19 protein-coding genes are annotated in these 18,272 nt (G+C 27.0%); 15 read left to right on the forward strand and 4 right to left on the reverse strand.

The genetic code is table 11. The annotated features are described in order from the left end of the window. The first annotated feature begins 1 nt into the window (after position 1). The 3 genes from KO488_RS11980 (at position 2) to KO488_RS11990 (ending at position 5,011) form a co-directional block, all read left to right on the forward strand. Positions 2-784 (forward strand): alpha/beta hydrolase, encoded by a 783-nt coding sequence (locus tag KO488_RS11980; RefSeq protein WP_216059049.1) that lies wholly within the window; start codon positions 2-4, stop codon positions 782-784. 77 nt (positions 785-861) lie between these two features. Further along, positions 862-2,022: an HD-GYP domain-containing protein gene (locus tag KO488_RS11985; protein ID WP_216059050.1), complete on the forward strand. Its 1,161-nt coding sequence runs from the start codon at positions 862-864 to the stop codon at positions 2,020-2,022. Positions 2,023-2,140: 118 nt separating this feature from the next. Then, the gene (locus KO488_RS11990; RefSeq protein ID WP_216059051.1) at positions 2,141-5,011 is read left to right on the forward strand and encodes a cache domain-containing protein; all 2,871 of its coding nucleotides are present in this window, start codon (positions 2,141-2,143) and stop codon (positions 5,009-5,011) included. 11 nt (positions 5,012-5,022) lie between these two features. Here the strand turns inward: KO488_RS11990 and KO488_RS11995 are convergent, their stop codons facing one another. Then, the gene (locus KO488_RS11995; protein WP_216059052.1) at positions 5,023-5,700 is read right to left on the reverse strand and encodes a rhodanese-like domain-containing protein; all 678 of its coding nucleotides are present in this window, start codon (positions 5,698-5,700) and stop codon (positions 5,023-5,025) included. Between the two features lie 140 nt (positions 5,701-5,840). On the opposite strand from KO488_RS11995, the gene KO488_RS12000 reads away from it, so the two are divergent. From KO488_RS12000 to rimM, 12 genes are all read left to right on the forward strand, one after another. After that, positions 5,841-7,121 (forward strand): peptidase U32 family protein, encoded by a 1,281-nt coding sequence (locus tag KO488_RS12000; protein ID WP_216059053.1) that lies wholly within the window; start codon positions 5,841-5,843, stop codon positions 7,119-7,121. A gap of 14 nt (positions 7,122-7,135) precedes the next feature. Further along, a complete protein-coding gene (locus tag KO488_RS12005; RefSeq protein WP_216059054.1) occupies positions 7,136-8,443 on the forward strand; it encodes a hypothetical protein in 1,308 nt (435 codons plus the stop codon). 37 nt (positions 8,444-8,480) lie between these two features. Further along, on the forward strand, positions 8,481-8,975 hold the full coding sequence (gene purE, locus KO488_RS12010) for a 5-(carboxyamino)imidazole ribonucleotide mutase (RefSeq protein ID WP_216059055.1): 495 nt from the start codon (positions 8,481-8,483) through the stop codon (positions 8,973-8,975). A gap of 38 nt (positions 8,976-9,013) precedes the next feature. Continuing rightward, positions 9,014-9,952, forward strand: coding sequence for a glycine--tRNA ligase subunit alpha (gene glyQ / locus KO488_RS12015; protein ID WP_216059056.1), 939 nt, complete (start codon positions 9,014-9,016; stop codon positions 9,950-9,952). A 9-nt stretch (positions 9,953-9,961) separates the two neighbouring features. Beyond that, positions 9,962-10,717 (forward strand): Nif3-like dinuclear metal center hexameric protein, encoded by a 756-nt coding sequence (locus KO488_RS12020; protein ID WP_216059057.1) that lies wholly within the window; start codon positions 9,962-9,964, stop codon positions 10,715-10,717. Next, complete coding sequence (locus KO488_RS12025; RefSeq protein WP_216059058.1) at positions 10,710-11,438, forward strand: zinc ribbon domain-containing protein; 729 nt, start codon at positions 10,710-10,712, stop codon at positions 11,436-11,438. Before KO488_RS12020 ends, KO488_RS12025 begins: the two co-directional genes overlap by 8 nt. A 1-nt stretch (position 11,439) precedes the next feature. Further along, on the forward strand, positions 11,440-12,591 hold the full coding sequence (waaA, locus tag KO488_RS12030) for a lipid IV(A) 3-deoxy-D-manno-octulosonic acid transferase (RefSeq protein ID WP_216059059.1): 1,152 nt from the start codon (positions 11,440-11,442) through the stop codon (positions 12,589-12,591). Next, a complete protein-coding gene (locus KO488_RS12035; protein ID WP_216059060.1) occupies positions 12,575-13,327 on the forward strand; it encodes a pseudouridine synthase family protein in 753 nt (250 codons plus the stop codon). The genes waaA and KO488_RS12035 overlap by 17 nt, the downstream gene beginning before the upstream one ends. Before the next feature lie 174 nt (positions 13,328-13,501). Next, positions 13,502-14,854: a signal recognition particle protein gene (gene ffh, locus KO488_RS12040; RefSeq protein WP_216059061.1), complete on the forward strand. Its 1,353-nt coding sequence runs from the start codon at positions 13,502-13,504 to the stop codon at positions 14,852-14,854. Between the two features lie 87 nt (positions 14,855-14,941). Next, complete coding sequence (rpsP, locus tag KO488_RS12045; protein ID WP_076088164.1) at positions 14,942-15,169, forward strand: 30S ribosomal protein S16; 228 nt, start codon at positions 14,942-14,944, stop codon at positions 15,167-15,169. 17 nt (positions 15,170-15,186) lie between these two features. Further along, complete coding sequence (locus tag KO488_RS12050; protein WP_216059062.1) at positions 15,187-15,426, forward strand: KH domain-containing protein; 240 nt, start codon at positions 15,187-15,189, stop codon at positions 15,424-15,426. 9 nt (positions 15,427-15,435) lie between these two features. After that, complete coding sequence (rimM, locus tag KO488_RS12055; protein WP_216059063.1) at positions 15,436-15,966, forward strand: ribosome maturation factor RimM; 531 nt, start codon at positions 15,436-15,438, stop codon at positions 15,964-15,966. Positions 15,967-15,976: 10 nt separating this feature from the next. On the opposite strand, the gene KO488_RS12060 is transcribed toward rimM, so the two are convergent. The 3 genes from KO488_RS12060 to flgG are packed head-to-tail and all read right to left on the reverse strand — an operon-like array spanning position 15,977 to position 18,195. Beyond that, entirely contained in the window at positions 15,977-16,966 is a 990-nt protein-coding gene (locus KO488_RS12060; RefSeq protein WP_216059064.1) for a hypothetical protein, read from the reverse strand. A gap of 14 nt (positions 16,967-16,980) precedes the next feature. Beyond that, a complete protein-coding gene (locus tag KO488_RS12065; RefSeq protein ID WP_216059065.1) occupies positions 16,981-17,391 on the reverse strand; it encodes a hypothetical protein in 411 nt (136 codons plus the stop codon). A 15-nt stretch (positions 17,392-17,406) separates the two neighbouring features. After that, entirely contained in the window at positions 17,407-18,195 is a 789-nt protein-coding gene (flgG, locus tag KO488_RS12070; protein ID WP_216059066.1) for a flagellar basal-body rod protein FlgG, read from the reverse strand. Positions 18,196-18,272: the final 77 nt, after the last annotated feature.

Here is an 18,272-nt window from a genome sequence, read left to right on the forward strand (position 1 = left end):
TATGATAAAAAAATTTTTAGTTGTAGTAATGTTATTATCTACAAGTTTTTTGTTTTCAAAAACTATTACAAAGCAAGAGTGTAATGAAAAAGGTGAAGGCTATATTTATGCAGGAGATGAGTGTATAAATTATGCAATGTTTGAAGGGGATGATAATGATAAGTTAATTATTATAGTTCATGGAACATGGGATGAAGGAAGTAATGTACTTGGTCGTTATGCACCATTTGCAGAAAATTTAAATATGTCTACTGATATAAGTACTATTGCAGTAGCACTTCCTGGATATTCTGGCTCTTCTTTAAATAAGTTAAAATCTATTGGAAGTAAAGAATATAATCATCAAGCAGCTACTAAAGAGTATGTAGCGTTTTTAGAAAAATTAGTAATTGCGTTAAAAGATAAATATGAAAGTAAAGAAGTTACTTTAATAGGTCACTCTGCGGGTGCAATGATAAGTGGATCGTTAGCAGGTTTAAATAATAGCTTATTAAAAAATATTGTATTAGTAGCAGGAAGATATGAGAGACCTGCTTATGCAAATGAAAAACATCTTTTAGCTATTGATGTTTTAGATAAGATGAATAAAAATGCTCAATTTGTAATGATTTATGGAACTAAAGATGAAATATCAAAACCAAGTGTTACAAAAGATTTTTATAAGAAAATGAAAAAGCAAGGTTTAAATGTAAAACTTGTTGAAGTAAAAGGGGCAGTACATATTGATTTAGATATGACAGATACTAGTATAGAAGCAATTAGCTCATTATTTGAAGAAGAGTAAACTTATTAAATATTTAATATATACATAGGTGCATTTATAGTAATATAGTGAAATCAAAACTCATTATAGGACTATAAATGGACAAGAAAAAACAACTCATATTTAACTTAAATAATTTTTTATTATCAACTTCTCATACCTTAGATTTTATAGAGTCACAATATAATAATACAAAAGAAAACCATTCAAAAAGAATTGCTTTTTTATCTTTGAAAATAGCACAAAAACTTAATCTTAATCCTAAAGAGATGTTTGATTTATGTGCTTATAGTTTATCTCATGACATTGCTTTAAATGAAACAAAAAATAAAGATGAAGAGTATGCAAAATTAAGTGAAATGAAAATAAAAGAATACCCTTTTCTCTCTACTTACAAAGATATATTAAAGTATCAAAATGAAAATATTGATGGAAGTGGAATTTTTGGATTAAAAGATGAGGAAATACCTCTGTTGTCTAAAATATTAAGATTCTCTCATATTTTAGATGAAAAGTTTGATTTATCAAAAAAAGATATCCAAAATAGAAAAGATATTATAAATTTTGTAAAAAAGAATAATAATACTTTGTTTGATAAGAGTATATCAGATATATTTATTGAAATAAGTTCTAATATCGAATTTTGGTTAGATATTCAAAATGAAAATGATATTTTACAGTTTATTTTTAATAATTTACATGATTTTACAACAGCACTTGATTTTGAAGAGGTATTAAATATAACAAAAACATTTTTAAATATTCTAGAACAAGATTCAGTTCTAATTTCTAATTGTGAGAAAATGTGTGAATTTTATGAATTTGAACATAAAGACAAATATACTTTTTTAATTGCCGCCTCAATGAGTAAAATAGGAAAATTTTTAATACCTCTAAATATTTTGGATAAAAAAGATGCATTAAGTGAAAATGAATATGAAGAGATTAAATCTTACCCTCATTATAATAAAAAAATACTAAGTAATATTATGGGATTTAATGATATTGCATTATGGAGTTCTAAAATACAAGAATTACTTAATGAGAGTGGTTACCCTTATAATTTAAGTGCAAAAGATATGAGTTTAAAAGATAGGTTATTAGCTACTGTAAATATTTATACTTCCTTAACACAGAAAAAGAGTTTTAGAAATGCATATTCAAAAAGTGAAGCTCTTGATATTTTAAGAGATATGGTAAAGAAGAAAAAAATTGATGCTTCAATTGTTAATGATATTAAAACAGTATTAGTAAAATAATAAATTGCTAAAATTATTATTTTATTAAAAAAGAATAAAATAATAATAAAAATTCTTGTAATATTAAGCTTTAATAGGTATTATACAAGTATAAGATTTAAAAATAATGGAGAGTGTCATGTTTAAAAGTATGTCTATAAAAGTAAAGTTATTAATATTAGCATTATGTACAATATTATTAGTATCTTTATCTGTAGCAGTTCAAGCTATTTATTCTATAAATGAATTTTCTCATGAAAATGTTGAGAAGTATAAAAAAGATTCATATACTAAAAAAGAAGAAGAGTTAAAGAACTATGTTTCTCTTGCTATGAAAACAGTTGAAGCTTACCATAAAAGAACATCTATTGATAAGATAAAAGTAGAAGTTCAAGAAGACTTGAAAATGCAAACGAACTTTTTATTTTCTATTTTAGAAGGGGAATATAATAAGTTAAAAGATACTTTATCTGAAGATGCTTTGAAATATAGATTAAAAACAATTGTTGAAGAAAGTAGATATGGTGAGACTGGTTACTTTTGGATTAATGATACTGATGCAGTAATTGTTATGCATCCTTTTAAACCACAATTAAATGGCAAAGATCTTGTTAACTATAAAGATGAAGGTGGAAAAAAGATTTTTAAAGAGTTTGCACAAGTTGCAAAAACAAAAGGTGAAGGCTTCGTTGATTATGTATGGCCAAAGCCTGGATTTGATGCACCACAATCAAAAGTCTCTTTTGTAAAGTTATTTAAAGAATATAATTGGGTAATAGGAACAGGAGAATATGTTTCTGATGTTTCTGCAAAGATTAAAGAAGAAGCATTAAGTACTATTAATAAAATGAGATATGGGAAAGATGGATATTTCTGGATTAATGACTCTTCTCCTAAAATGATTATGCATGCGATAAAGCCAAATTTAGATGGACAAGATTTATCAAATGTGCAAGATAAAGCAGGAAAGTACTTATTTAAAGAATTCGCAGTTGTAGCAAATGAAAATCCTGAAGGTGGATTGGTTAAATATATGTGGCCAAAACCTAGTTTTGAAGCTCCTCAACAAAAATTTTCTTATGTACAGAGATTCCCTCAATGGGATTGGGTAATTGGAACTGGTGTTTATGTTGATGATATTGAAGCTGATATTTCTTTAATGCAAAAACAAACTTCGGAAAAAATAAATGACATTATAATGGGGATTGTGATATTTTCTTTAATCGCTATAGTATTAATATACATTATGTATTCATACTTAATTAGTAAAGCAATTATTAAACCTCTTTCTTTTTTAAATGAAACTATTAAAAACATGAATAATCCAGGTTCTGATATTAAAGAAATTGAAAAATCATCTAATGACGAGGTTGGAGAACTTGTTGATAGTTTTAATGGATATATTAGAAAATTAAGAGAAGGTATCGAGTCAGATGCAATTGTTATTGCCGAAGTTGATGAGGTAATCTCAAAAGTTAATAAAGGTTTCTATGTATATAAAGTTGAAAAAAATTCTATAAATCCTCAAGTTCAAGATTTAAAGAATTCAATTAATTCTATGATTGAAAAAACAAATGAAAATTTAACTATTTTAAATAATACTTTATTAAGATATGGAAATTCAGATTTTACTGTTGATTCAAATAACAACTCAAGTGAAATAAGTGGTATTGTTTCATCTATTAATTCAAGTACAAGACTAATTGGGGTTACCGTATCAGAATTCTTATCAATGATCGTATCAAGTGGTAAAAAACTAAATGAAGATACAAATATTTTATCAAGTTCTGCTAATAGTTTGTCAAGTTCAGCAAATGAACAGGCTGCATCATTAGAAGAAACAGCAGCTGCTTTAGAAGAAGTTACATCTATTGTTAAATCAAATGTTCAAAAAGTACATGAAATGTCATCTTTAGCTAGTGATTTACAAACTTCTTCTAGTGAAGGTCAAGACCTAGCTTCACGAACTACTCAAGCAATGGATGATATTGATAAACAAGTTAGTTCAATTAATGATGCAATTACAGTAATTGATCAAATAGCTTTCCAAACAAATATTCTTTCATTAAATGCTGCTGTTGAAGCAGCAACGGCTGGAGAAGCTGGAAAAGGATTTGCAGTAGTTGCAGCAGAAGTTAGAAATCTAGCTAATAGATCAGCTGATGCTGCTAAAGAGATTAAAGGTATTGTTGAAACTGCAACATCAAAAGCAAATGAAGGAAAAGTTATTGCTAATGAAATGATTGGTGGATATACAAAACTTAATAATAATATTAATAAAACATTAGAATTAATAGAAGATGTTTCAACTGCAAGTGCTGAAGAAGAGAGTGGAATTATTCAAATTAATGATGCTATAAATACTCTAGACAGAGCAACACAAGTAAATGCAAATTCTGCAACAACTATAAGTAATTTAGCAAATGAAGTTCTTTGTTTATCTGAGAACTTATTAAAAATTGCAGATAGAGCAAAATTTAATGAATCAAGTGCTGGAGCAATTGCGGATATTGATTTAGTATTTAAAATTTCTAAATTAAAAAATGATCATATACAGTTTAAAAATACAAATTTTGAAAAAATTGGAAATACAAAAAGTGCTTGGACTGTTACAAAACCAACTGATTGTGATTTAGGTAAGTGGATGACAGAACAAGAACAAAACTCAAAAGAGTTTACTAAGAATTCAAATTGGAAAAACTTAAAACAATATCATAATGATGTTCATAGTAATGTTCAAGATTACATAAATGAAACGTGTAAAGAAAATTCAGATAATAATCTATTAAATAAATATTCTATAGATTTAGATAAAGCAACACGAGAAGTATTTAAATCTCTTGAGCAAATAAAAAAAGATAATGTTGTTGAAAAAGAAATAGAGAAAACAATTAAGTCTTCAGAAATAATAGAAGAAAAACCTGTAATTAAAAGACCATCATCTCCTGTAACTTCAAAAGTAGTTGAAGCAAAAGTATCAAAAGATGATGACGAGTGGGAAAGCTTTTAAAAGCTTTCTCCTTAATTAGGTTTTATTGTAGTTAAGCCTAAACTTAACCAAGATTGAATTCCACCTCTATACCATTTAAGTTTTTCTTCTGGGTAACCAATTGAGATTAAATTTTTCATAGATAGAGGTGATTGTCCGCACCATACACCATTACAAAATAGTAATAATTCTTTTGCATTTGTAAAATTATAAGTACCATCCTCTCTAACTTCAACTCCAATTGTTTCAAGAGCATCTATAAAATCATCAGGATATTGACCTTTGTTTAAATGAATAAATGGAATGTTTATCGCACTTGGGATTGTTTGATTTATATACCAATCTACAGTTCTTGAATCTACTAAAAGCATGTTTTCATTATCATTTGCTTTTTCCATAAATTCTAAAACTTCTACTTCTCCATATGTTTCAATTTTGGGTGAAAACTTTATCGGAGATATTTTCCCTAAATATTTAATAACAGTCGTTTTACAATTCTCAGGTACTGATGCATCAACTAAATTACCACCTAAAATATTTTTTGGTGAGAATTTTACACTTTTACAATTTTCAGGAGTTTCCCTTTTTATTACAATATTTTTTTCTTCATCATTTACATCAGTATATGTAACTTCAACACCTATACTTTGTAAATCAGCTGCGCTTAAAAGTAAGCTTGTAAGTAAGCTTGATAATATAATTTTTTTCATTTTAATCCTTTCCTTTTTAATATTATATATTAATAATTTGAAAGTTGACTAAAATACATTGATATAATAATTATATAAAATTTAGGTATAATTGCGAAATTTTTAAAAAATATAAAATATAAATATTATTAAGGAATATTATGAATAATAAAAAAGTAGAATTATTATCTCCAGCTGGAAATCTAGAAAAATTAAAAATTGCTATAAATTATGGTGCAGATGCTGTATATGCTGGAGTTAGTCACTTTAGTTTAAGAATTAGAGCAGGAAAAGAGTTTACTTTTGAGACGTTTAAAGAAGGAATTGATTATGCACATGCTCGTGGAAAAAAAGTATATGCAACAATTAATGGTTTTCCCTTTAACTCACAAATTGATTTACTAAAAAAACATATTGAAAATATGGCAAAGTTAAAACCTGATGGTTTTATTGTTGCAGCTCCAGGAGTTGTTAAGTTATGTAGAGAAATAGCTCCAGATATTGATGTTCATTTATCAACACAAGCAAATGTATTAAATTATTTAGATGCACAAGTATTTTGGGATTTAGGTGTAAAAAGAATTGTTGTTGCACGTGAAATTTCATTAAAAGATGTAATCCAAATTAAAAAACATTTACCTGAAATGGAAATTGAAATTTTTGTTCATGGTTCAATGTGTTTTGCATATTCTGGAAGATGTTTAATTTCAGCTGTTCAAAGTGGAAGAGTTCCAAATAGAGGTTCATGTGCAAATGACTGTAGATTTGATTATACTTTATATGCTGAAAGTGAAAACCAAAATACATTATTTAGACTTGAAGAAGATCCAGGTGTTGGTACTTATATCTTTAATTCAAAAGATATGAATTTAGCTTCACATATTCAAGAAATTCTTGATTCGGGTGCAGTTGATTCACTTAAAATTGAAGGAAGAACAAAATCTCCATATTATGCTGCAGTTACAGCAAATGCTTATAGAGAAGCAATTGATGATTATTATGCAGGAACATTTGATGCAGATAAATATCAAAGAGAATTACATACAACAAAAAACAGAGGTTTTACAGATGCTTATTTAGTGCATAGACCATTTGATAAATTAGATTCACAAAATCATGAATATGCAATATCAAAAGGTTCATATGAAGTTACAGGATTAATTACTGAAGATGAAAAATACTTTATGTGTAAATATAAAGTTTACCCAAATCAAGATATAGAAATTTTCCCTCCTAGAAATAGTAAAATTCAAGAGTGTGATAATGAAATTGGAAAGATTTTCAAAAAAGAAGATGGAGTTTATTATATTAATTTCAAAAAAATCTTAACAGAAACTAATAAAGAGATGGAGTCAGTACATAGTGGTAATACAAATAAGATTCAACTACCAGGAACTTTACCGTATTTAACAATGTTAAGAACTGAAAATACTGAAATATAATTGTGTAAACGTATATGATTTTTTTTAGAGTTTCTCAAAATATTAATATTAAAACAACTGATGGCACTTTAGTAAACTATTATAAGTTTAAAATGCCATCAAATTTAGAAAATGATACGGTTTATATTACAAGTGAAAAAGACTTTATAGATTTAAAAAAAGTTTTCAGAAATGTAGATAAAGATAAATATACTACGAGACTTTTAAAAGAGAATAGAGTAAGAGATTTAAAATCTTTTCCTCTTGAATTAGGAATTAGTAATAAAGATGAATATTTAAAATCTTTAGAATTCAAAAACAGTACGGAAAAAAATCTTGTAAGAAATGAAGAAGAAATATTGTCTTTATTTGATAAATCCCCAAAAGTCGATATGTATAAGCAATTAAGAAAGAAGATTAAAGGAGAAATATCTATTGTAATCCTTGGTGGAGTTGGCCGAAATATTAGTGAAATAATTTCTTCTTGTACTGCTTTACGAATTTTATATAATAAATTAAATGAAGTTTATAAAAGTGTTAAAATGGATATTTATATTAATGCTTCAAATAATAGTTTTTATTCACGAGATAAACAGATTTATTTAAAACAAAAGTTTATAAATAATGTATTGCCTTTAAGTATTACAAGTAAAAAACTTTGCACTTATGATTATTTTATAGATAATAGTTCTGTTATGGAAAAATCTGCATATTTTGATACTTTAAATATTGTAGATGCGTGGTTATATAAATTTGGTATAGATTATAAATCTGTATCGTCTTTAATAAAACATAATGAATTAAATATTGATAATTTAAAAGTTTCAAAGAATTTAGAAGAAAAATTGAAAGCATTAAAATTAAAAGGTAAGATCCTTTTATTTCATCCTTTTTCAGCAAGTGCAAATAAAACAATTCCACAACATATTGCCTCTTTAATGTTGAAGAAATTGTTATCAAAAATGGATGATTATACAATAATTTCAACTTTAAATATAGATCCAAAAGTTGTTGATGATAGATTTGTAAATTTATCAAAAGAGTCTAAAACAATAAATGATTTTATCTATATAGTTTCTAGTGTGGATTCAATTATTACAACGGATACTTCAACTTTTCATATCTCAGATGCTTTTATGATTCCTACAATTGTTTTATCTACAGATAATCATATTGACAAAAAAACTAAGTATTATAAACATCTTAAAACTGTTAAAATTAAAGACAAATCAAAGTCTTTATCTAAGTTTATTTATGATGATGATTCTTTAACTTTATATAAGTATAAATCATGGCAAAGTGTGAAAATATCGAAGATTATAAAACTATTAGATACTTTTTGATATAATCGTGTTTTTATATAAAAACAAGGATTTAAGAATGAATTTCGTATCAATTATTATGGGTAGTAAATCTGACTATGAAATTATGAAGCATTGTGCTGATACTTTTGAAAAGTTTAATGTAAGATATGAACTTATTATATCTTCAGCTCACAGGTCTCCTGCTAGAACTAAGTCATATATCAAAGAAGCAGAGGAAAAAGGCGCTGTTGCTTTTATTGCAGCTGCTGGTATGGCTGCACACTTAGCTGGAGCACTTGCAGCAGGTACAACTAAACCTGTTATTGGCGTTCCAATGAAAGGTGGAGCAATGGATGGTATGGATGCAATGCTTTCTACTGTTCAAATGCCAGCTGGTATGCCTGTAGGAACTGTAGCGCTTGGAAGATCAGGTGCAATTAATGCGGCATACTTTGCAATGCAAATACTTGCAATTTCTGATAAAGAATTAGCTATAAAATTAAAAGAAGATAGAATAGTTCAAGCTAAAAAAGTTGAAACGGATTCTAGAGAAATAGAAGTGATTCTATAATAAAACACAGATCAAATTTATAATTAGGAATTAAATAGATGGTTACATTTTCACAAATTCTATTAAAATTACAAGAGTTCTGGGCTAATCAAGGATGTAATATTGTACAACCTTATGATATTCCAGCTGGTGCTGGTACTTTTCATCCTGCAACACTTTTAAGAAGTTTAGATTCAACACCTTGGTCAACTGCATATGTTGCGCCTAGTAGAAGACCAACTGATGGAAGATATGGAGAAAACCCAAATAGGTTAGGTGCTTATTATCAGTTCCAAACTTTAATCAAACCAAGTCCTGATAATATTCAAGACTTATATTTACAATCTTTAGAGTTTTTAGGTTTAGATTTATCTAAGCATGATATTAGATTTGTAGAAGATAACTGGGAATCTCCAACTCTTGGAGCTTGGGGACTTGGTTGGGAAGTTTGGCTTGATGGTATGGAAGTTACTCAATTTACTTACTTTCAACAAGTAGGAGGACTTCCTTGTGATCCTGTTGCCGTTGAAATTACTTATGGAACGGAAAGACTTGCAATGTATTTACAAGGTGTTGATTCTGTATTTGACATTGTTTGGAATGAAAATGCACATGGTGTTACAACTTATGCTGATGTTCATAAAGAAAGTGAATATGAATTTTCTAAATATAGTTTTGAAGTAGCAGATGTTGATATGCTATTTAAACATTTTGATGATGCATTTAATGAATGTAAAGTTTGTTTAGAAAATGAACTTCCTCTTCCTGCATATGATCAATGTATGATTGCTTCTCATGCTTTTAATACTTTAGACGCAAGAAAAGCAATTTCTGTAACTGAAAGACAGAACTATATTTTAAAGGTGAGAGAATTATCTCAAGGTTGTGCTGTTCTATATAAGAGCCAAGAACCTCAAAGATTAGCAAGAGTTAATACTAAGTCTTCTTTGGATGCTTTAGAAAAATTAAAAACAAATAATCCAGAATTATTTGTTTAGGATTTATTCTTGAAAATTCTTGATATATACACTTTTTTAGATGAATTATCACCTTTTGCCTTGCAAGAGAAATGGGACAATGCAGGTTTACTTGTAGGTTCTTTTGATGATGAAATAAAAAAAGTATATATTAGTATTGATTTAGATGAAGAATTAGTTGAAGAAATAGAAGAAAACTCTTTAATTATTACTCATCATCCTTTAATTTTTAAAGGATTAAAAAGAGTTAATTATGACTCTTATAGTACAAAGTTATTACAAAAGTTAATTAAAAAAGATATATCTTTAATTTCTATGCATACTAATATAGATAAAACACATTTGAATAAATATGTTGTTAGTGAAGTTTTAGGTTTAAAACTTGAAAACACTGATGAGTTTATATCTTATGCAAGTGTAAATATGAAGTTTAATGATTTAGTAAAATATATATCAACAAAATTAGATTTAAAAACTGTCAAAACAGTTAGATGTAATGACTTTATAAAAAATGTAGCAATAGTTACAGGTTCAGGTATGTCTTTAATTGATGAAGTTAAAGCTGATTGTTTCTTAACAGGTGATATTAAATATCACGATGCCATGGAAGCAAAAGCTAGAGGTATTTCATTAATTGATATAAGACATTATGAGAGTGAAAGATACTTTAGCAACTTGCTAGAAGGACTTCTTTCAGAATATTTGAAAAAAAATAAATTAACAGCTATAATAACAGCTTCAAAAAATCCATTTGAGTTTTTTATAGAAGGAGAAACGATTGAATAAGTATTTACAGGATTTAATTAAATTATCAAAATTTGATACAGCAATTAGTATGTTTGAGCCAAAGATTGAAAATGAAAAGGCAAAATTAGCAACATTTGTTGAAACAGCAGAAGATATTAAAGCATCAATTAATACTCTTTATTTAGAGGTTGATGATATAAAATCAAAAAGAACAAAGAATAATATTCATTTATCTGAGTTAAAATCTAAGTTAGAGAGTATTTCTAAGAAAAATGATAATATTCATACAGAAAAAGAATTAAAAGCTTTACAATTAGAAGAAGAGATTTCTAAAGAACAAATTTCTTTTGCAAATGAAGAGATAGTTAGATTAGATACTTTAGCTGAATCTAAAGAAGAAAACTTAAAAGATTTACAAGAAAAATTAACTGAAGAAGAAGAGTCAATTAAAGATATTCAAGTTGCAGTTGATAACACTATTGAAGAAATTAACAAAGAAAGAAATGTTGTATATCAAGATAGAAGTGAATTATTAGAGAAATTTGATAATAAAATTTTAACATTCTATGAAAAAATAAAAAGATGGGCAAAAGATTCTGCTGTTGTTCCTGTAAGAAAACAAGCATGTTACGGTTGTTATATGAAAATTAATGACAAAACTTATGCTGAAGTGATTAAATCAGAAGAAATTGTTAACTGTCCACATTGTGGAAGAATTCTTTATAAAGAACCAGAAACTGAAGAGACTAAAGAGGCATAACTTGAGCCTTTTTAGTATATTTTATTACTTACTATTGTTTGTAATTTATATACTAGCTATTCCATATTTAATTTTTAAATCTAAAAACCCTAAATATAAACAAGCAATCCCCTCAAAATTTTTTCTTCGTAATAATCCTAGATTCAAACAAGATGGTATTTGGTTTCACTCGTGTTCAATGGGTGAAACAAAAGCTATTAAACCTTTGATTGATTACTATAAAGATGAGGCCAATGTTTCGGTAATTACTAATACAGGTTTTGAAGAAGCTTTAAAAATTACTTCAAATGTACGTTATTTACCTTTTGAAATATTTTTACCATTTTGGATAAGTAGACAAAAGGTTTTAGTAGTTATGGAAGCTGAACTATGGTTTATGTTATTTCTTTTTGCTAAGAAAAAAGGTGCAAAAACTTTTTTAATAAATGCAAGAATTTCTGATAAATCATATAATTCTTATAAAAGATTTTCTTTCTTTTATAAAAGAATTTTTAAGAATATTGATAAAGTTTTTGCACAAAGTGATATAGATAAAAAAAGATTAGAACAACTTGGTGCTTCAAATGTTGAAGTAATAGGTAATATTAAATTAGCTCAAGAGCCAAAAATAAATAATATATTTACAAAAGGTACTAAGCCTTTAATAACAGCAGCGAGTACTCATGAAAATGAAGAAAAGTTAATACTTGAAGCATATGATAAAAAACAAGGACAATTAGTAATAGTTCCCCGTCATCCTGAAAGGTTTGAGAATGTTGATTTATTAATCAAAGAGTATATAAAAGGTAAGTCTTTAACTTATCATAGGTATTCAATACAAGAAGATTTTAAATCTGATATAATATTAGTAGATAAAATGGGTATTTTAAATGATATCTTTGCTATATCAGATGTAGTAATTTTAGGTGGTGCATTTGAAAAAGTTGGAGGACATAATCCAATTGAACCTGCATTTTTCAAATGCAAGTTAATTAGTGGTAAAAATATATTTAATCAAAAACCACTTTTTGAATGTGTAAAATATTTTTATTTAGTTGATAATGATGAATTAAATAAATATTTAAATAATATAAAGAATCTAAGAAAAGCAGTTTTAACAAAAACTGGTTCAATAGATCCAATAATAAAGGAAATAAATGCCTGCAAGAGATAAAGCATACAAACTATTAGCAATTCAAGAAGGAATTTCAAATTCTAAAGCAAAAGAGTTAATAGATAAAGGCTTGGTAAGAGTTGGTGGAAAAAAAGTAATGATTGCACGTGGTGAGATTAGTGGTGATACACATTTCATTGTAAAAGATATTGCTCCAATAAAAGTAATTTTTCAAGATAATGATATTTTAGTAGTAGATAAACCTGCCTTTTTAACAGCTGATGAAGTTGCTAAAAAATATCCTGATGCAATTTTACTTAATAGACTTGATAAAGAAACAAGTGGTGTAATGATGTTTGCAAAAAATGAATTATTCCAAAATAGAGCAATAAAAGAATTTAAACATAATAAAGTTTATAAAGAGTATGTTGCTATTGTTGAAGGTAAGGTTATTGAAGAAATTGTTATTGATAAGCCAATTCTTACTACAAAAGATAGAGGAATGGCCAAATCAAAAATTGATGTTAAAAAAGGTAAACCAGCAAAATCAACTGTTTATCCAATGTTAGTTGAAGGTAACAAATCAAAAATAAAAGTTGTGATTGAATCTGGGCGTACTCATCAAATTAGAGTTCATTTAAACTCAGTTGGTTTACCAATAATTGGTGATGGGGTTTATGGAAGAACTGCAACAAATGTTACAAGAGTATTATTACATTCAAAAGTTACAAAAATCTTTGATTATGTATTTGAGTCTAAAGAACCAAGAGAATTTAAAGTATACGAGTTTAATTAAAAATTAAGTGAATAAACATAAGATCAAAATATCAAAAGTCCTATTTAAAGGGATTTTGGTATATATATAAATATATAAAAACTAAAACTAATCTTAAAAATTACATATTTAATCTATCTTGAAGTATAAAAAACGTATAATCCACAAAATTTAAAAAAATCTAGGAGTTGAGCTTTGTTTGATTCAATAACCGGTTCAATAAAAAATGCTGTTAATAAAATAAGACATAAAGATGATGTAGCTTCATTAAAAAAGGCAACATTAGAATTAAAGAAATCTTTATTAAAAGCTGATGTACATCATAAAACAACAAAAGAATTAGTAACAGCAATTGAGCTTGAAACTAAAAGAGTTGGTATTGGACAAGATTCATTTATTAATGCATTAAAAAGTGAATTAGTTAAAGTATTAACAACTCAAGGAAACCAAGGTTTCGTTTACTCAAACACTCCTCCTACTACGATTTTAATGACAGGACTTCAAGGTTCTGGAAAAACGACAACTACAGGTAAATTAGCTACTTATTTAAAACAAAGAAAGAAAAAAGTTTTAGTTGCAGCTGGTGATTTACAAAGACTTGCAGCTGTAGAGCAGTTAAAACAAATTGCAACACAAATTGAAGTTGATGTGTATTTTGATGATAATGAAAAAGATCCTATTAAAATTGCTCTTGGAGCAAAAGAGAAAGCTACAAAAGAACATTACGATGTTTTATTAATTGATACGGCAGGTCGTCTTGCAATTGATGAAGAATTAATGACTCAATTAAAAGATGTAAGAGATGCAGTTAATCCAGATGAAATCTTTTATGTTGCAGATTCATTAACAGGACATGATGCTACAAAAACAGCATCTTCATTTAAAGAGCAAATTGGAATTGATGGTGTAATTCTTTCTAAATATGATGGTGATACTAAAGGTGGGGTTGCTTTATCTATTGCTTCTCAAGTTGGTGTTCCATTAAGATTTATAGGTACTGGTGAAAAAATGCCTGACCTTGAAGTATTTATTCCAGATAGAATAGTTTCAAGATTACTTGGACTTGGAGATATTGAAGGTTTAGCTGAAAAAACATCTGCAGTAATTGATGAAAAGAAAGCCAAAGAAGTAAGTAGAAAAATCAAAAAAGGTGAATTCAACTTTAATGACTTTTTAGACCAACTTGCAATGATGAGTAAATTAGGTTCTATGAAATCAATTATTGGAATGATTCCAGGTCTTTCACAAATGGCGGGACCTTTAAAAGATATGGACTTTGAAAACTCTGATGAAATAAAAAGAATTAAAGCCTTAATAGGTTCTATGACTGAAAAAGAAAGAATTGAACCTTCTTTAATGAATCCAAGTAGAAAGAAAAGAATTGCAAAAGGTTCTGGACTTTCTGAAGTACAAATAAATAAAATTTTAAAACAATTTAAGAATGCTTCAAAAATGGCTAAGAAATTATCATCAAAAGGTGGAATGAAAGGCTTACAAAATATGATGTCTCAAATGGGGCCTGGTGGAATGCCTAAGTTACCAAGGTAGTAAATTATAAATAGTGTTGAGCTGTGAACTCACTTGGAGTTTAGATTTCAATACTATAATAAAAGTATAAAAAAAAAGGAAAAAAACATGACAGTAATTAGATTAACAAGAATGGGAAGAAACAAAAAACCATTTTACAGAATCGTTGTAACAGACTCAAGAAAAAGAAGAGATTCAGGATGGATTGAATCAATTGGTTACTTTAACCCAGTTGCAGAGCCAAAAGTATTAAAAATTGACCAAGAAAGATATGATTACTGGTTAAGTGTTGGTGCTAAACCTTCTGAAAAAGTTGCAAAATTAGCAGCTAAATAATTAGTTGATTAATAGCTATGATTACTGATTTTATTGAAAACTATGCAAAACTGATTGTTAGTGTGCCTGAAGATGTAACTGTAAGTCAAAAGTTAATTGATGAAACTTTTGCTGAGATTACAGTTGAGGCAAATAGTTCAGATATTGGTAAACTTATTGGGAAAAATGGTAACATGATTAATGCTTTAAAAACTATGGCAAATGGTTGTAAAGCAAAAGATGGTGTATCATATAAAATTCAAGTTATTGCAAAGTAGTCTGGGAATATGAACAATAATATATACGTAGCTAAATTAGGAAAAACTGTAGGATTAAAGGGGCATTTAAAGCTTCATATAGACTCAGATTTTCCTGAACAATTTAAAAAAAATGCAATTTTTATAAGTAACCGAAAAGTTACTTTAAAAGTTGTTGAATACAATGCAGGTCGAGATATAGTTTTATTTGAAAACTATGAAAATATTGATCTTGCAAAAAAACTTATAAATCAAGAACTTTTTGCATCACCTGAACAAACAAGAGAAAGTTGTAATTTAAAAGAGAATGAATTCTTTTGGTTTGATTTAATTGGATGTACAGTGTTTGAAAATGATTTAAAACTAGGTTTAGTAAAAGATATACATAGGTATCCAATTAGTGATTATCTTGAAATTCAGACTGATGAATCTTTAGTTACTAAAAATCTTCCTGAAACTTTTTTATTACCACATATCTTTGATACATATATTACAAGTGTAAATATACAAGATAAAGAGATAAAAGTTAAAGATGCTTATTCTATTTTAGAAAACTCTTAAAAGTCTTCTTTTAATAATTACATCTTTTATCAAATTCTTCTTTCGTTAATTCAACTTTATACGAATTAACTATACCTTTTTCTTGTAATTTCTTATATAATTCATTTCTAAGTGTATTGTCTTCAAATGGTCCATAATATATCTCTATTCTATTTAACTCATCTCTACAAAGCTTTATATTGCTACTAATAGCAGTAATTCTATCTAAATAAGATTTATATAGTTCACCTTTTATTTTTGCAACATTAATTAAAGGAATAAATTTATTTTCTTCTTTTACAATTACTTCTAGTTCTTTAGTGTTTTTTTGATCTTCTTGAAGAACTATTTCTTTTTCTATTACTTCTTTCTTTATTAACTCTTCTTTTTGCATTTCTAGTAAATTTTTACTATCTATCATTTCATTTCTTAATACAATAGCTTCATTCTTCAGTAATTCTAGTTCTTTTTTTTGTTTTTCTAATGCAATTTTCTTATTTTCTAATTCTTCTTTCTCTTTAGATATTTTTTCTTCTTCCAAAACTAAAGCTTCTTTCTTTTTCTTTTCTTCTTCTAGTTTTATTTTTTTCTCTTCTTCTAGTTTTTCTCTTCTATTATTTTCTTCTTCTGCAATTATATTTTTATTTGTAAGCAATAAGAGCTGTTTATTCAACTTCTTTGAGTTGATATCACTTATATTAAAACTATTTTCTTTTATTATGGGGTTTTGTTGTTCTATTATTTTTGTATTCTTTGGTTCTTCTTTTTCTTCAAAAAAACCCATAAAAAATAGTATAGCTCCCACTATTAAAACTAATAATAAAAATCCTACTAAGCCAAATAATATTTTATTTAAAAATGGAACTTTTTTTTGTTTTTTTATTTCTTTATCTTCCGATTGATTATGATCATGTATTTTTTGAGCTTTATCATTAGACTCATCTATTTTAACAGAATTATTAGTTTCCTCTTCTATATTAAGAGTTTCTTCTTTTATTTCTTCAATAGTGTCATCTTGCATCATGTACTCTTTTTTTAGGATTTTCTTTTTTCTTTTTGTTTAGCTAATATTTTTTCTTTATTTTTTTGATAATAATCTCTTCGATACTGTCTTAATTCTTCTTTCTTCTTTTCTCTATATTCTTTATCATATTCTAATCTTTTCTCTTTATTTTCAGCATAATACTCTTTTTTTCTATTTTTGTATTCATTTATTTTTGCAACAATTAACTCTTTTCTATCATCAACATGAGCTTTTTGAGCCTTTGCTATTTCTTTAATTTTACTCTTAAAGTTTTCACTATTAAATTCTTTTGAATAATCAATTTCTTTAATTTTAGATTTACTTTTATTTGTAAATTTCTTCTTTAAATAATATTCTTTCTTCTTTTTTTTATGTTTTAAGAAGTTTTTTTCTCGAAGTTTTTTTAACTCTTCTAAATTCATCTATTATCTATTTACCTAACTTTTTAATCTATTTACTGTATCTAGCATACTATCAGTTGTAGTTATTGCCTTAGAATTAGCTTCATACGCTCTTTGTGCTGTAATTAAATCAACCATTTCATTTACAAGCTTTACATTTGAAAGTTCAATCATTCCTTGTCTAATCCCTCCAAACTGATCTGTAGTTGGATTTTCTACTTGTACTGCTCCTGATGCATCACTTTCCATGTATAAAGATTCTCCTAGAGGAATAAGACCTGCTGGATTTATAAAATCAGCAAGTTCAATTTGACCTAACTCTTGTGATACACCAGTTGAAGGATCTGTAGCACTTACTATTCCATCCGTTCCAATAGTAACATCAGTAACATTATCAGGAACTACTATTTGTGGTTCTAATTCATATCCATTACCATTCACAATAGTACCTTCTGAATTTAATTTAAAAGCACCATTTCTTGAATATGCTGTTTCTCCACTAGGTAGTGTAATTTGAAAGAAACCATTTCCCTCAATTGCTAAATCCAAAGTATTTGATGTTAATTTCAAATCACCTTCAGAAAAATTTTTTTGTATTCCTGAGATTCTAACACCAAGCCCTGTATCAATTCCAGTAGGATTTCTTGTTGTTTGTGATGTTTGTCCTGCTGTATAGTTTAACGTTTCATACATTAGGTCTTGAAATTCAGCTCTATCTTGTTTAAAACCACTAGTATTTACATTTGCAATATTATTTGATGTAACATCAATCTGATGTTGCATTGCATTCATTCCTGTAGCTGCTGTGTAAAGTCCTCTAATCATAGTTTTTCCTTTAGAGTTTTATATATTTTATCATTATATTTTAAGATGAATTAAAATTAGATAAATCTTAAAAATTA

The sequence above is a fragment of the Poseidonibacter lekithochrous genome, from assembly GCF_018861145.1.
Lineage (GTDB): Bacteria > Campylobacterota > Campylobacteria > Campylobacterales > Arcobacteraceae > Poseidonibacter > Poseidonibacter lekithochrous_A.

Coding starts and splice junctions, on each gene's coding strand:
- rimM (WP_216059063.1), top strand. CDS start 15,436: ATGAACAATAATATATACGTAGCTAAATTAGGAAAAACTGTAGGATTA.
- KO488_RS12035 (WP_216059060.1), top strand. CDS start 12,575: ATGCCTGCAAGAGATAAAGCATACAAACTATTAGCAATTCAAGAAGGA.
- glyQ (WP_216059056.1), top strand. CDS start 9,014: ATGGTTACATTTTCACAAATTCTATTAAAATTACAAGAGTTCTGGGCT.
- rpsP (WP_076088164.1), top strand. CDS start 14,942: ATGACAGTAATTAGATTAACAAGAATGGGAAGAAACAAAAAACCATTT.
- purE (WP_216059055.1), top strand. CDS start 8,481: ATGAATTTCGTATCAATTATTATGGGTAGTAAATCTGACTATGAAATT.
- KO488_RS11985 (WP_216059050.1), top strand. CDS start 862: ATGGACAAGAAAAAACAACTCATATTTAACTTAAATAATTTTTTATTA.
- KO488_RS12005 (WP_216059054.1), top strand. CDS start 7,136: ATGATTTTTTTTAGAGTTTCTCAAAATATTAATATTAAAACAACTGAT.
- KO488_RS12060 (WP_216059064.1), bottom strand. CDS start 16,966: ATGCAAGATGACACTATTGAAGAAATAAAAGAAGAAACTCTTAATATA.
- KO488_RS11990 (WP_216059051.1), top strand. CDS start 2,141: ATGTTTAAAAGTATGTCTATAAAAGTAAAGTTATTAATATTAGCATTA.
- KO488_RS11995 (WP_216059052.1), bottom strand. CDS start 5,700: ATGAAAAAAATTATATTATCAAGCTTACTTACAAGCTTACTTTTAAGC.
- KO488_RS12065 (WP_216059065.1), bottom strand. CDS start 17,391: ATGAATTTAGAAGAGTTAAAAAAACTTCGAGAAAAAAACTTCTTAAAA.
- KO488_RS11980 (WP_216059049.1), top strand. CDS start 2: ATGATAAAAAAATTTTTAGTTGTAGTAATGTTATTATCTACAAGTTTT.
- KO488_RS12000 (WP_216059053.1), top strand. CDS start 5,841: ATGAATAATAAAAAAGTAGAATTATTATCTCCAGCTGGAAATCTAGAA.
- KO488_RS12050 (WP_216059062.1), top strand. CDS start 15,187: ATGATTACTGATTTTATTGAAAACTATGCAAAACTGATTGTTAGTGTG.
- flgG (WP_216059066.1), bottom strand. CDS start 18,195: ATGATTAGAGGACTTTACACAGCAGCTACAGGAATGAATGCAATGCAA.